Here is a 13,521-nt window from a genome sequence, read left to right on the forward strand (position 1 = left end):
GAACCCGACATCTTTTTTGGGGCCCGCGTTCGCGGGAAAGACAAGGTCAAGGGAGGAGCGAGAGGGCAAGGTTCGCGAGCAAGCTCGCTCCTACAGGGGCTTTTGTTCCAGCCGGGTACGAAAACGCCGTTCCCCCCCTCACGGAAGAAACGGCGTTCTCGCCTAGCCCACCCGCGCCAGGCGGGGCCAGCGCCTCAGGCGCCGTGGCACTTCTTGAACTTGGCGCCGCTGCCGCAGGGGCAGGGGTCGTTGCGGCCAACGTCCTTCAGCGGGTTGCGCACCGGCTCGTGGCTGTGGTTGCAGTGCGGGCCGTGCACGTGGTGGTGATGGTCATGATCATGGTCGTGGTTGCAGTCGGGACCATGCACATGGGGTTCCTGGCTCATGGGTGCCTCACTCCGGGATGAAATCGCCGGGGATTATCTCGCCATTGCGCGCGATATGCACGGTGCGGCCGAACAGCAGGCCGGTCTTCACCTCGCCTTCGAGGCGGTACTTGATCGGCTTGTCGGGGGTTTCCAGCAGCTTGACGATGTACTTCATGTGCCGCCAGAGGTTGGTGTTCACCGGCACCTCGAAGTTCTGCCGGCCGTTGGCGGGCACGGTGAACCACAGGCTGGACTCGCCTTCGGCCAGGTCGACGTCGTTGAGCTTGACCTTGTAGGCCAGGCCGCGCACCGGCAGGCTGAAGTCGTTCGGATTGTCGATACGGAAGTGCAGTGTGAATTGTTGCTCGAGCAGGCGGGCCTTCACCACGTCCACTTTCATCAGCTTCACGTCGGGGCTTTCGAAGCTGCCGGTCATCCAGCTGCAGCCGGAGAGAAGCGCGAAAACCCAGACTAGGCTGATAATTCTTATCGTTTGCGCCTGATAATTCATGTCAGTCCCCCAAGACGCCCCAGTGTACCAAGCGGCTGCTTGGCCGCAAGTTGTTGTTACGTTAAAAGAAGTTGTCCCATACTGGGCCGGCCCTCGGCAGACGGGCAAACACAGGAGTGTGATGGATGAGCCGTTACGAAATCGTCTTTTCCGGTCAGACGCTTCCAGGCGCCGATCCGGAAGCGGTGAAGGCCAACCTGGCCAAGCTGTTCCAGGCCGATGCGCAACGCATCGCCCTGCTGTTTTCCGGCCGCCGCCTGGTGCTGAAGAATAACCTCGACGCGGCCGCTGCCGACAAGTACCGCGGCGCTCTGGAACGGGCCGGCGCGCAGGTCGAGGTGGTGGACATGGCCCCCGCGGTGGAGGAGATCGAGCTGGCTCCGCCGCCGGCCGAGCCCGCAGCAGCACCGGCCGCGGCCACCCCGGGGCGCCTGAAGGTGGCCCCGCGCGACGAATACATGGCGGCTTTTGCCGAGGTGGACGCACCGGACTTCGGCCTGGCCCCCGTGGGCGCGGACCTGCAGGACGACAGGGCCGAGCCGCGAGCGCCGCAGGTCGACCTCAGCCAGTTCAGCCTGGCCCCGGTGGGCAGCGACATGGGCCAGGCCAAGCCGGACCCCGCCGCGCCCGCGCCCGACACCAGCCACCTGAAGCTGGCCGACTGAGCGCGCTCAGCCGTTCTGCTGGGGATCGTCCTTGTAGACGAACTTGGGCATTTCCCAGTGGAAACGGATCGCCAGCAGGCGGAACAGGAAGCCGGCGAACAGGGTGATCAGCATGGCCTGCTCGTTGGGCAGCTCCAGCTGGATGCAGATCAGGTAGCACCAGGCGCTGGCGAAGGACACGCTGGCGTACAGCTCGCGGCGGAAGATCAGCGGCACGTCGTTGCAGAAGATGTCGCGCAGGATGCCGCCGAACACTCCGGTGATCACCCCGCTGACCGCAGCGATCAGCAGGCTGTGGCCCACTTCCAGGCCGACCTGGCAGCCGATCAGGGTGAAGGCCACCAGGCCAATGGCGTCGAGCACCAGGAACAGCGAGCGCAGGTGGCGCATCAGCGGCGCGATGAACACCGTGACCAGTGCAGCACCGGCGGTGAGTACCAGGTACTCCGGGTGGCGCACCCAGGTCAGCGGGTAGTGCCCCAGCAGCATGTCGCGCATCGAGCCACCGCCCAGCGCAGTGACGCAGGCCACCAGCACCACGCCGAACAGGTCCATGCTGCGGCGCCCGGCGGAAAGCGCGCCGGTCATGGCCTCGGCGGTGATGGCGATGATGTAGAGAACGGTCAGCAGCATGGCGGGGCCCGCGAAAAAGCGCGCATTCTAGCCGAAGGGGAACATGCACCCAATGGGTGCACGCCGTGTCGCTCGTTGGTAGGGCGTACAACCGTTCGCGATCGTACGCCCTACGCTCCCTTCAGCCGATCCACGGCCCGCAGCATTTCTTCAGCTTGCCGCCGGCACCGCACGGGCAGGGATCGTTGCGCCCGAGCTTGAGCGGCACCGTCGGGTCGAGGAAGTACCAGCGGCCGTCGCGCTGGACGAAGCCAGAGCACTCGCGGTGGCTGTGCTCGCCGTTGGCGTCGTGCCAGCGCGCGGTGAAGGTCACCCGCGCATGCTCCGGCGTGCCGCCGAGCACCTCGTGGCCTTCCACCTCCAGGCCCAGCCAGGTGCTGCCCAGGCTCCAGGCACGGATGGCGTCCAGGTCCAGGCCGGCCTGCTGGGCCGGCAGCGTGGTGTCGCGCAGGTAGTCCACCAGGCCCAGGGCGTAGGCGCTGTAGCGCGAGCGCATCAGCGCCTCGGCGGTGGCCGCCGGCTGGCCGGCGTGCAGGCGGCCGCAGCAGTCCGCCAGGGGCAGGCCGCTTCCGCAGGGGCAGCTGGGCTCGGTCATGGTCACCACCAGTACTTGCCGAAGTTTTCCGGGTTGGCCCAGAACTTGGCGTTCAGCCAATCCGGGACCTGCTTGTATTCACGCAGATCATAGGTGAACAGCGTGAGTGTCTGATCGTCGCGCTGGAAGCGTTCGCTGGCCTGCATGCCCAGGGCATAGAAGTCGATCTCGGCGACGCCGGCCTCGGCCAGGTCGACCAGCACGGCGACGCGGCTGCTGTTGAGGTTGCGGATGCCGCCGACCAGTTGCAGCGCCGCGCGGCGCTCCAGGTGTTCCAGGCAGTCGGCCAGCAGCGCCAAGTCGTAGCGCTGCGCCGCCAGTTCCGTCGGCAGGGCGCCCGCGGCGGCGCCGTGCACCTGGCAGTCGGGGTGGGCCTGGCGGAAGGCTTCCACGGCGGGGATGCCTTGGGCGCCTACCAGCAGCAGGCGTTGCGGGGCGTAGCGGTCGAGCAGGGCGGCCAGCGCCTGCTGGGGCGTGCGATCGGAAATCATCGGTGTGCGCAAACTCTCGTTCGGAATGCGCAGAGACTAGCCTGTGAACCCCTTCATGGCCTAGTGCTGGCGTATTCGTGCATCGCCGTCTTTACTCGGTAATTGTCGGTTCAGACCCATCTCACAGGAGAGACTGATATATGAGCATCAAAAGGACCGCTTTACCCCTGCTGCTGGTAAGCACGCTGCTCACCGGTTGCGCAGGGTTGCAGAAGTCCGACTGGCCGACCTGCGCTTTGGTCGGCGGTGTAGGGGGCGCTGGCCTGGGCTCCATCGAGAGCAGTGCCTGGGCGGGTTGGGGCGCGCTGATCGGCGGCGTGCTCGGCGCGTCCTACTGCTGGGTTCATGGCGAAGGCGAGAAGGTGGTCGAAGCGCCGCCGCCCGCACCGGCTCCCGAACCGGCTCCGTTGCCGAAGGAAGAGACCATCGTGGTCAGGGACCTGCACTTCGCCTTCGACTCGTCGAAGATCGACAACCGTGACAAGGACAAGCTCGACACCATCGCCACCCGCCTGAAAGGCGAGGCTTCCACCACCACGCTGGACATCTCCGGCCACACCGACAGCGTCGGCACCGACGCCTACAACCAGAAACTGTCCGAACGCCGCGCCCACGCGGTGGCCGACTACCTGGTCGATGCCGGTGTATCCGCCAGCAGCATCAAGTCGGTGGAAGGCTACGGCGAAAGCAAACCGGTCGCCGACAACAAGACCAAGGAAGGCCGCGCGGAAAACCGTCGCGTGGAGATCCTGATCAAGCGCCAGTGACATCCGGCGTGCGTTGAAGCGAAGGGGGCCGTTGGGCCCCCTTCGTGTTTGCGCGGCAGGCTATGGCATCGTCACCCGCCTCCGGGGTATGGTGCCGGCACAAGAAATCGGGGGAGCATCTTCATGAAGGCTTTCGTAGGGCTGGGCAAGGTCGTTGCCCTGTTGTTCTGGCTGGCGGTGCTGGCCAATCTGCTGCATTCCTTCGCCCATCCGTTCGCGACCCTGCTGCAGGTCGCCGGGGGCCTCGTCCTGCTGATCCACATTGTCGAACTGCTGGCGCTCGGCGCGCGCCTGAAGGGGCGGGCGCACCCCTGGCTGGACCGCATCCAGGTCCTGCTGTTCGGCGTCTTCCATTTCCTCTCGCTGCCGGCCCAGGCCAAGGAGGGCAGCCATGCGTAAGCTGCTGCTGGGCCTGATGCTGCTGGCGCCGATCGAGGCCGCCAGCGCGGCTTCCGTGCAGGTGGAGGCCAATACCGTGCTGCGCCTGCCGGTGAAGGGCGAGTCCCTGAGCCTGGAGCGCGTCCGCGTGGCGGAGGGCGGCGCGCTGCTGATCCCGTCGCGGGTGAAGGTGCTGCACATCGACGAACTCGACCTGCAGAAGAATGCCCGCCTGGGTGTGTTCCCCGGCGAGCAGCCGCTGCGTATCGAGGTCGTCCACGGCACCCTGGCCGACGGCAGCGTGATCGCCGCCCAGGGCGCTTCCGGCAGCTTCCACCGCCCGGCCAGCCCGGGGCGCACCCTGACCCTGCGCCTGCAGGACGTGCAGGTGGAGAACCTGATGGTCGACGTACGGGGCGGCGTCGGTGCGCCGGGCTACGACGGCCTCGACGGCGCCAGCGCGCGCAGCGGCGGCTGCCTGTGGGGTGGCGCGCAGCAGGGCGGCGACGGCCAGGATGCCGGTGATGGCCAGACCGGCGGCGCCGGCGGCGTGGTGCGCCTGGAGGTGCCCCAGCAATTCCCCGTGGAACAGGTGAAGGTGCGCCTGGAAGGCGGCGCCGGCGGTGCCCCGGGCAAGCCGGGCAAGGCCGGCGCGCGCAGCGGCGAGAAGGGTTGCCTGCTGTACTCGGTGGACGGCGGCAAGGCCGGCCACGACGGCGGCGCCGGCAAGGCCGGCCCCGGTGGTGCCCAGGGCCGCCTGGACGTGGTGCGCTTCTGAACCCGGCCGGCGCGGGCCCGGCCCGCGCCAGTACCTACCAGTGCGGGCGCGCGGCGACTATCGCCACCAGCGCCAGGCCCAGCAGCAGGTTGCTGCCCACGGTGCGGCGGATGCGCCCCAGCACCGCGCCGCCGGCGGGCCAGTCGGCCGCCTCGATGGCGCGGCGCAGCTCCGGCAACTGCAGCGCCTGCACCCGCAGGAACAGCGCCAGCATGGCCACGTACAGCCCCATCATCACCTGCACGTAGCGCGGCGCGCCGGCCACGCCGTTGAAGCTCAGCTGCAACATGCCGATACCGGTTACCGGCAGCACCAGCACCGCTACCCAGACCCACACGAAGAAGCGCCGGAACACCTCGCTCCACAGCTTCAGCCGCGCCGGCGCATCCAGCGCGGCGACGGCCGCCGGGCGCAGGATCACCCAGGCGAAGAACATGCCCCCGACCCAGACCAGGGCGGCCAGGACGTGCAGGGCGTAGACGGGGGCAAAGGCGGTCATTCGGCGATCTCCGCTGGCGGTTGGAAATAAGCGCGCTATGATAGCGGCCCAATCGAACCACTGAAAATTTATCCAGCATCGGAATGTGTTCCGATGCCCGGGAACTCCATGCTCAGCAACGAACTCAAGGCCACCATCCAGGGCGCCTACACGCGCTTCCTGGAAGCCAAGGAACTCAAGCCGCGCTATGGCCAGCGCCTGATGATCGCCGAAGTGGCCAAGGTCCTGGGCACCATCCAGGCCGACGAGGAAGGCCACCGCACCGGCGAGGCCGCGGTGGTCGCCGTGGAAGCCGGCACCGGCACCGGCAAGACCGTGGCCTACAGCCTGGCCGCCATCGCCTGCGCCAAGGCCGCCGGCAAGCGCCTGGTGGTCGCCACCGCCACCGTGGCGCTGCAGGAGCAGATCGTCCACAAGGACCTGCCCGACCTGCTGCGCAACAGCGGCCTGGCCTTCAGCTTCGCCCTGGCCAAGGGCCGCGGCCGCTACTTGTGTCTGTCCAAGCTCGACCACCTGCTGCAGGAGGGCCAGGCGCAGAACGCCACCGCCCAGCTGTTCGAGGAAGAGGGCTTTCGCATCGACGTCGACGAGAGCGGCACCAAGCTGTTCAACCAGATGATCGAGCGCCTGGCCGGCAACCGCTGGGACGGCGACCGCGACTCCTGGCCGGAAGCCATCGAGGACGCCCACTGGGCACAGCTGACCACCGACCACAGCCAGTGCACCAACCGCCACTGCCCGAACTTCCAGCAGTGCGCCTTCTACAAGGCGCGCGAGGGCATGACCAAGGTCGACGTCATCGTCACCAACCACGACCTGGTGCTGGCCGACCTGGCCCTGGGCGGCGGCGCCATCCTGCCGGACCCGCGGGAAACCCTCTACGTCTTCGACGAAGGCCACCACCTGCCGGACAAGGCCATCGGCCACTTCGCCCACTTCACCCGCCTGCGCGCCACCGCCGACTGGCTGGGGCAGGTGGAGAAGAACCTCACCAAGCTGCTGGCGCAGAACCCGCTGCCCGGCGACCTCGGCCGGCTGATCGAGCAGGTGCCGGAGCTGGCCCGCGAGCTGCGCACCCACCAGCAGTTCATGTTCACCGCCTGCGAGGAGATCGGCGACTTCCGCGCCGGCGAGGACATGGAGGGCCGCGAACGGCCGCGCCACCGCTTCGAGGGCGGGGTGGTCCCCGAGCACATCCGCGAGATGGGCATCGAGCTGAAGAAGGGCTTCGCCAAGCTCACCGACCTCTTCACCCGCCTCACCGAACTGCTCAAGCAGGCCATGGACGGCGAGGGTACCGCCGGCGTCGCCAGCTACCAGGCCGAGGAGTGGTACCCGCTGTTCGGCAGCCTGCTGTCCCGCGCCCAGGGCAACTGGGAACTGTGGACCGCCTTCACCTGCGAGGACCCTGAAGACAGCCCGCCCATGGCGCGCTGGCTGACCCTGGCCGAGAGTGGCACCTTCTACGACATCGAGGCCAACGCCAGCCCGATCCTCGCCGCCGAGACCCTGCGCCGCAACCTGTGGAACGTCGCCTACGGCGTGCTGGTGACCTCCGCCACCCTGACCGCCCTGGGCACCTTCGACCGCTACCGCATGCGCGCCGGCCTGCCGCGCGCGGCGGTCACCGCCGTGGTGCCCAGCCCCTTCCACCATGCCGAGGCCGGCGTGCTGCGGGTGCCGGACCTGAAGGCCGACCCGCGCGACGCCGCCGCCCACACCGCGGCCATCGTCCGCGAGCTGCCGGCCATGGTCGAGGGCGCGCGCGGCACCCTGGTGCTGTTCGCCTCGCGCAAGCAGATGCAGGAAGTCTTCGACGGCCTGGAGCGCGACTGGCGCAAGCGCGTGCTCATCCAGGGCAACCTGTCCAAGCAGGAGACCCTCAACAAGCACAAGGCCCGCGTGGACGACGGCGAGCCCAGCGTGCTCTTCGGCCTGGCCAGCTTCGCCGAGGGCGTCGACCTGCCGGGGGCCTACTGCGAGCACGTGGTGATCGCCAAGATCCCCTTCGCGGTGCCGGACGACCCGGTGGAGGCGGCGCTGTCGGAGTGGATCGAGGCGCGCGGCGGCAACCCCTTCATGGAGATCGCCGTGCCCGACGCCTCGCTGCGCCTGGTGCAGGCCTGCGGGCGCCTGCTGCGCACCGAGCAGGACCGCGGCACCATCACCCTGCTGGACCGTCGGGTGGTGACGCAGCGCTACGGCAAGGCCATCCTCAACGCCCTGCCGCCGTTCCGCCGCGAGATCGCGTAGGGCGCGGCACCCGGTACAGGGGGGCGGCGCGCCGTCCCCGCTCGCAAACCCCGGCGGCGCCCGGCGCCGCCCCAAGGACAAGGTTGCATGCGTTCACTCCGTTGGCATCTGCCCCTGCTGTTCAGCCTGAGCCTCGCCAGCGCCCCGCTGTGGGCCGCGCCCAGCGACGACACCCTGTTCAACTTCGTCAAGCCGATGGCCGTGGTCAACGTCGGTTTGCAGGACGCCGACCTGCCCAGCGCCACCGCCGAGGCCACGCCCGAGGGCGAGGTCCTGCGGCGGGTGAAGTTCCACCCGGCGGCCCGCCCCACGCTCACCCTCAAGCCCGCCAGCGGCAGCTGGGACTGGTCCCGGGCCGACGCCATGAGCCTGCGCATCCAGAGCGCCATGGGCTGGGCGCTGACCCTGGAGATCGACATCGACAACCTCGACGGCACGCCCGGCCTGCATGCCAGCGTCGCACTGCCCGCAGGCCCGGCGCAGACCCTGCTGGTGCCGCTGCAGGCCACCGCGCCGCAACTGTTCGGCATGCGCGCCGGGGTGCCGATGCCGATGACCCTGGACGGCCAGCGCGTCATCGTCGCCCCGGTGGTCACCGGCGAGCTGCAGCGCAACAAGGTCGGCGCGGTGCGCATCTACCTGAGCGGCCCGAAGGCGGCCCAGGACATCCTCGTCGGCCGCTTCGGCACCCGTTCCGGCGGCGACGAGCTGCGCCGGGCCTACACCGGCATCATCGACGCCTACGGCCAGTCCACCCGCAGCGACTGGCCGGAGAAGGTGAAGAGCGTCGAGCAGTTGGCCAACGCCTGGAAGGCCGAAGGCGAGCAACTGAAGAAATGGCAGGCCCAGGCGCAGCCCAGCGACACCTTCGGCGGCTTGCTGGAGGGCCCGGACTTCCAGGCCACCGGCTTCTTCCGCACGGAGAAGCGCAACGGCCGCTGGTGGCTGGTGACGCCGGACGGGCACCCGTACTGGTCCCTGGGCGTGAACACGGTGAACAGCGAAAGCAGCCAGACCTACGTCGAGGGCCGCGAGTACATGTTCAACGAGCTGCCCGCCGAGGGTGAACCGCTGGCCGACTTCTACGGCCAGAGCGACGACCGCGACGGCGTTGGCGCCCAGCAGGGCAGGGCCTTCGGCCACGGCCGCTGGTACGACTTCTACGCTGCCAACCGCTACCGCGCCACCGCCGGGCTGAGCGGCCAGCAGGCCGCCGACGCCTGGCTGGAGCGCACCCTGGCGCGCCTCGACGCCTGGGGCTTCAACGGCCTGGGCAACTGGAGCCAGCCGGCCTTCGCCGGCGCCTCGCGCATCCCCTACAGCCTGCCGCTGGCCATCGGCGGCGACTACGCCACCGTCAGCACCGGCTACGACTGGTGGGGCGCCATGCCCGACCCCTTCGACCCGAAGTTCGCCATGGCCGCCGAGCGCGCCATCGCCATCGCCACCCGCGACCACCGCGAAGACCCCTGGCTGCTCGGCTACTACGCCGACAACGAGCTGGCCTGGGCCGGGCAGGGCAGCGACCCGCGCAACCACTACGCCCTGGCCTTCGGCGCGCTGGCGCTGTCCACCGACAGCCCGGCCAAGCGCGCCTTCATCAAGCAGCTCAAGGACAAGTACCACGAGCACGAGGCCCTGGCCGAAGCCTGGGGCGTCGAGCTGGGCGCCTGGGAAGACCTGGACGCGCCGGGCTACCAGGCCCCCGCGGTGCAGGCGGAACACCCGGCCATCGAGCAGGACTACAGCGCCTTCCTGCGCCTGTACGCCGACCAGTACTTCAGGACCCTGCGCGACTCCCTGAGCTGGCACGACCCCAACCACCTGCTGCTGGGCGGGCGCTTCTCGGTGAACACCCCGGAGGCCCTGGCTTCCTGCGCGCAGTACTGCGACCTGCTGAGCTTCAACCTCTATGCGCCGACGCCACAGCAGGGCTACGACGCCGCCTACGTGCGCAGCCTCGACAAGCCGGTGCTGATCAGCGAGTTCCACTTCGGCTCGCGCGACCGCGGCCCGTTCTGGGGCGGCGTCTCCGAGGTGTACAACGAGCAGCAGCGCGGCGAGCGCTACCAGCAGTTCCTCGCCGCCGCGGTGAAGGACCCGCAGATCGTCGGCGCGCACTGGTTCCAGTACCTCGACCAGCCCGCCAGCGGCCGCCTGCTCGACGGCGAGAACGGCCATATCGGCCTGGTCGGCATCACCGACCTGCCGTTCACCGGCTTCATCGACGCGGTGCGCAAGGGCAACCAGCAAGTGATGAAGGCCATGCTGGAAGAGGCCCGCGCCGCCGCCAAGGCAGCGCCCGAGGCGCCCACCCCGCGGGTCGATCCGGACGCCACCGCCAGCGCCGCGCAGCAGGCGCCGGCGGTGCAATAGAACGGCATTCGCCGCGGCCATGATGGCCGCGGCCCTACCCTGGTCGGGTTCACAAGCCGGCGGGGTGCTGGAAGAATGCGCCTTTCGTCCCCAGCCTGGAGTGCCCCATGTCCCTGCAAGGCCATTGCGACAGCCGCTTCACCCCCGTAGCCGACGCCTTCGCCGCGCTCTTCGAGGACCCGCAGGAGCGGGGCGCCGCGCTGTGCATCCAGGTCGGCGGCGAGACCCTGGTGGACCTCTGGGCCGGCAACGCCGGCAAGGACGAGGGCCAGGCCTGGCAGGCCGACACCCTTCTCAACCTGTTCTCCTGCACCAAGACCTTCGCCGCCGTGGCCGCCCTGCAACTGGTGGGCGAGGGCCGCCTGGAGCTGGACGCCCCGGTGGCGCGCTACTGGCCGGAGTTCGCCGCCGCCGGCAAGCAGGCCATCACCGTGCGCCAGTTGCTCTGCCACCGCGCCGGGCTGCCGGCGCTGCACGAGATGCTGCCCGCCGAGGCGCTGTACGACTGGCAGGCGATGACCGCCGCGCTGGCCGCCGACACACCCTGGTGGACCCCGGGCAGCGAGCATGGCTACGCGCCCATCACCTACGGCTGGCTGATCGGCGAGGTGATCCGCCGGGTGGATGGCCGCGAGCCCGGCACCGCCATCGTCGAGCGCACCGCCAGGCCCCTGGGGCTGGACTTCCACATCGGCCTGGACGATGCCGAGTTCCCCCGCGTGGCGCACATCGCCCGGGCCAAGGGCAACCTCGGCGACGCCGCGGCGCAGCGCCTGCTGCGCACCCTGATGAGCGAGCCGACCGCCCTGAGCACCCGCGCCTTCACCAACCCGCCGTCGATCCTCACCAGCACCAACAAGCCCGAGTGGCGGCGCATGCAGCAGCCGGCGGCCAACGGCCACGGCAATGCCCGCGCCCTGGCCGGCTTCTACGACGGCCTGCTGCAGGGCAAGCTGCTGGATGCCGCGCTGCTCGCCGAACTGACCTGCGAGCACGCCCGCGGCGAGGACCGCACCCTGCTCACCAGTACCCGCTTCGGCCTGGGCTGCATGCTAGACCAGCCGGAGCTGGCCAACGCCACCTACGGCCTCGGCCCGCAGGCCTTCGGCCACCCCGGCGCCGGTGGCTCGGTGGGCTTCGCCGACCCCGAGCGCGGCCTGGCTTTCGGCTTCGTCACCAACACCCTCGGCCCCTACGTGCTGATGGACCCGCGCGCGCAGAAACTGGCGCGCATCGCCGGCGACTGCCTGTGAAAGCCGCCGGCCAGGCGCCCCGCGGCGCCTGGCCGACGAAGCGGCGGAACCTTCCGCCGCGGCTCCGCTCGAATGGCGACTTCATGGGGAAATACCGTTGGCGTTGGCCGCGGTTTTCCCCCGCTGATAGGGTCGGGGTTTCACCGCTCGTCAGTTGAAGAGCAAAATACCTATTTCCCTTAGTAAGTTATGTTCGAATCCTGATTCGCGACATTAACTTGTGTCCGCCCCTGTTGCCCCAAGACCGTCCAATGGAAGTCCGCCCATGAGACTGCTCAAGCTTTCCACCCTGTCCCTCTGCGTCGCCCTGGGCGCCTGCAGCCACTTCCAGTCCCAGGACGCCGCCGCGCCGGCGCCCAGCCAGGCCAAGGCCGAGGGCGGCAGCCACTGGTGGTGGCCGTTCGGCGATTCCGCGGCCAGCGCCCGGGCCGAGGCCAAGGCTCCCGCCGAGGCGCCCCGTCCGGTGGTGGCCCAGGTGGATGCGGCCACCGACAAGTCGGCCGGCGGCCACTGGTGGTGGCCCTTCGGCGATTCCGCCTCGGCCCAGGCCAAGGCGGAAAACCCGGTGGCCGCGCCCAGCGCCCAGGACACCAAGGCCTGGCTGGACCAGTACGAAGCCTCGGTGCGCGCCGCCGTGGCCGGCAGCAAGTTCAGCGTCGAACGCCGCGACAACGCCCTGGTGCTGACCGCGCCGGTGGACGGCTCCTTCAATCCCAAGCGCCCGGAACTGCTGCTGCCGATCACCCTGGCGCCGCTGGCCAATGTCGCCAAGGTGGTCGAGAAGGACCAGCAGGCCGGCGTGTTCATCCTCGGCCACAGCGACAGCAGCGGCGACAAGGCGACCAACGACAAGGTCAGCCAGCAGCGCGCCGTGGCCATCGCCGCGATCTTCCGCCTCAGCGGCCTGGGCAACGACCGCCTGCGCTACAAGGGCGTCGGCGACGCACAGCCCATCGCCGACGAGAAGACCAAGGCCGGCCGCGCCAAGAACCGCCGCGTCGAAGTCATGCTGACCCCCCGCGGCGGCCTGCTGGCCCTGGCCCAAAGCAACTGAAGCCACGCGGCGCTTGTCGCCGGTCAAGCAATCCCGCTTTCCACTGGTTAAGCTATGGCACTGGCTTTCCTGAGGAGACGACGATGGCCCAGACCCTGGCCGACATGCGCCGCGAATACACCCGGGACGGACTCTGCGAGACCCAGGCGCCCGCAGAGCCCTTTGTCCTGTTCCAGCAATGGTTCGAGGACGCGGTGAAGACCGAGCAGCTGCCGGTCGAACCCAACGCCATGACCCTGGCCACGGTGGACGCCGACGGCCAGCCGCATTGCCGCGTGCTCCTGCTCAAGGGGCTGGACGACCGCGGCTTCACCTTCTTCAGCAACTACGACAGCGCCAAGGGCGAGCAGCTCGCGGCCAACCCGCGCGCGGCCATGACCTTCTTCTGGCCGGCGCTGGAGCGCCAGGTGCGTATCGAGGGTCGCGTGGAGAAGGTCTCGGTGGAAGAGTCCGACGCCTACTACCGGGTGCGTCCGCTGGGCAGCCGCCTGGGCGCCTGGGCCTCGCCGCAGAGCCGGGTGATCAGCGGCCGCGAGGAACTGGAGCGGATGCTGGCGGAGACCGAGAAGCGCTTCATGGACGTCGCCCCGCACTGCCCGGACCACTGGGGCGGCTACCGCCTGCTGCCGCAGCGCCTCGAGTTCTGGCAGGGCCGCCCGAGCCGCCTGCACGACCGCCTGAACTACCGCCTGGTGGATGGCGCCTGGCAACGCGAGCGCCTGGCGCCCTGATCCCCGCACGGCACTTTTCGTAGGATGGGGTGAGCTTGTGTTACCCATGTCTCCCGGCAGAACACTTGCGAAACCCATGCGGTCACGGTGATGGGTATCGCTTCGCTCAACACCATCCTACGCCGGCTCGTACAAAGCTCCGCGCCCTCCTATGTAGGAGCGGGCCCTG

Annotated in this window: 15 protein-coding genes; 9 read left to right on the plus strand and 6 right to left on the minus strand. The window is 69.3% G+C overall.

All coding sequences use genetic code 11. The features are described from left to right. Positions 1–194: 194 nt before the first annotated feature. Together DK254_RS28385 and DK254_RS28390 are read right to left on the minus strand one after the other, a co-directional pair. Positions 195–386: an SEC-C metal-binding domain-containing protein gene (locus DK254_RS28385; protein ID WP_009620699.1), complete on the minus strand. Its 192-nt coding sequence runs from the start codon at positions 384–386 to the stop codon at positions 195–197. Positions 387–393: 7 nt separating this feature from the next. Continuing rightward, entirely contained in the window at positions 394–879 is a 486-nt protein-coding gene (locus DK254_RS28390; protein ID WP_109936495.1) for an LEA type 2 family protein, read from the minus strand. A gap of 125 nt (positions 880–1,004) precedes the next feature. On the opposite strand from DK254_RS28390, the gene DK254_RS28395 reads away from it, so the two are divergent. Further along, positions 1,005–1,544 carry a hypothetical protein gene (locus tag DK254_RS28395; protein ID WP_109936496.1) on the plus strand — a complete coding sequence of 180 codons (540 nt, stop codon included), beginning with the start codon at positions 1,005–1,007 and terminating at the stop codon, positions 1,542–1,544. A 6-nt stretch (positions 1,545–1,550) separates the two neighbouring features. Here the strand turns inward: DK254_RS28395 and DK254_RS28400 are convergent, their stop codons facing one another. From DK254_RS28400 to DK254_RS28410, 3 genes are all read right to left on the minus strand, one after another. Further along, positions 1,551–2,177 carry a trimeric intracellular cation channel family protein gene (locus DK254_RS28400; protein WP_109936497.1) on the minus strand — a complete coding sequence of 209 codons (627 nt, stop codon included), beginning with the start codon at positions 2,175–2,177 and terminating at the stop codon, positions 1,551–1,553. Between the two features lie 121 nt (positions 2,178–2,298). Continuing rightward, entirely contained in the window at positions 2,299–2,772 is a 474-nt protein-coding gene (locus DK254_RS28405) for a YchJ family protein (RefSeq protein WP_109936498.1), read from the minus strand. Between the two features lie 2 nt (positions 2,773–2,774). Further along, positions 2,775–3,263: a DUF6231 family protein gene (locus DK254_RS28410; protein WP_109936499.1), complete on the minus strand. Its 489-nt coding sequence runs from the start codon at positions 3,261–3,263 to the stop codon at positions 2,775–2,777. Positions 3,264–3,403: 140 nt separating this feature from the next. Between DK254_RS28410 and DK254_RS28415 the strand changes: the two genes are divergently transcribed. The 3 genes from DK254_RS28415 (at position 3,404) to DK254_RS28425 (ending at position 5,186) form a co-directional block, all read left to right on the plus strand. Continuing rightward, on the plus strand, positions 3,404–4,030 hold the full coding sequence (locus DK254_RS28415) for an OmpA family protein (protein ID WP_089394371.1): 627 nt from the start codon (positions 3,404–3,406) through the stop codon (positions 4,028–4,030). 123 nt (positions 4,031–4,153) lie between these two features. Continuing rightward, on the plus strand, positions 4,154–4,429 hold the full coding sequence (locus tag DK254_RS28420) for a DUF1145 domain-containing protein (protein WP_109936500.1): 276 nt from the start codon (positions 4,154–4,156) through the stop codon (positions 4,427–4,429). Further along, the gene (locus tag DK254_RS28425) at positions 4,422–5,186 is read left to right on the plus strand and encodes a hypothetical protein (RefSeq protein ID WP_109936501.1); all 765 of its coding nucleotides are present in this window, start codon (positions 4,422–4,424) and stop codon (positions 5,184–5,186) included. The genes DK254_RS28420 and DK254_RS28425 overlap by 8 nt, the downstream gene beginning before the upstream one ends. 34 nt (positions 5,187–5,220) lie before the next feature. On the opposite strand, the gene DK254_RS28430 is transcribed toward DK254_RS28425, so the two are convergent. Further along, positions 5,221–5,685 carry a CopD family protein gene (locus DK254_RS28430; RefSeq protein WP_089394374.1) on the minus strand — a complete coding sequence of 155 codons (465 nt, stop codon included), beginning with the start codon at positions 5,683–5,685 and terminating at the stop codon, positions 5,221–5,223. A gap of 108 nt (positions 5,686–5,793) precedes the next feature. Here DK254_RS28430 and dinG point away from each other — a divergent pair, with 108 nt between their 5' ends. The 5 genes from dinG to pdxH all read left to right on the plus strand — a co-directional run bounded on the left by dinG (position 5,794) and on the right by pdxH (position 13,352). Then, complete coding sequence (gene dinG, locus DK254_RS28435) at positions 5,794–7,938, plus strand: ATP-dependent DNA helicase DinG (RefSeq protein WP_109936502.1); 2,145 nt, start codon at positions 5,794–5,796, stop codon at positions 7,936–7,938. A gap of 87 nt (positions 7,939–8,025) precedes the next feature. Further along, entirely contained in the window at positions 8,026–10,314 is a 2,289-nt protein-coding gene (locus DK254_RS28440) for a beta-galactosidase (protein WP_109936503.1), read from the plus strand. Positions 10,315–10,421: 107 nt separating this feature from the next. Further along, complete coding sequence (locus DK254_RS28445; protein ID WP_109936504.1) at positions 10,422–11,567, plus strand: serine hydrolase domain-containing protein; 1,146 nt, start codon at positions 10,422–10,424, stop codon at positions 11,565–11,567. Between the two features lie 265 nt (positions 11,568–11,832). After that, entirely contained in the window at positions 11,833–12,621 is a 789-nt protein-coding gene (locus tag DK254_RS28450) for an OmpA family protein (RefSeq protein WP_089394378.1), read from the plus strand. Positions 12,622–12,704: 83 nt separating this feature from the next. Next, complete coding sequence (gene pdxH, locus DK254_RS28455) at positions 12,705–13,352, plus strand: pyridoxamine 5'-phosphate oxidase (protein ID WP_089394379.1); 648 nt, start codon at positions 12,705–12,707, stop codon at positions 13,350–13,352. Positions 13,353–13,521 lie beyond the last annotated feature (169 nt).

The sequence above is a fragment of the Pseudomonas sp. RW407 genome, assembly GCF_003176655.1.
GTDB lineage: Bacteria > Pseudomonadota > Gammaproteobacteria > Pseudomonadales > Pseudomonadaceae > Pseudomonas > Pseudomonas delhiensis.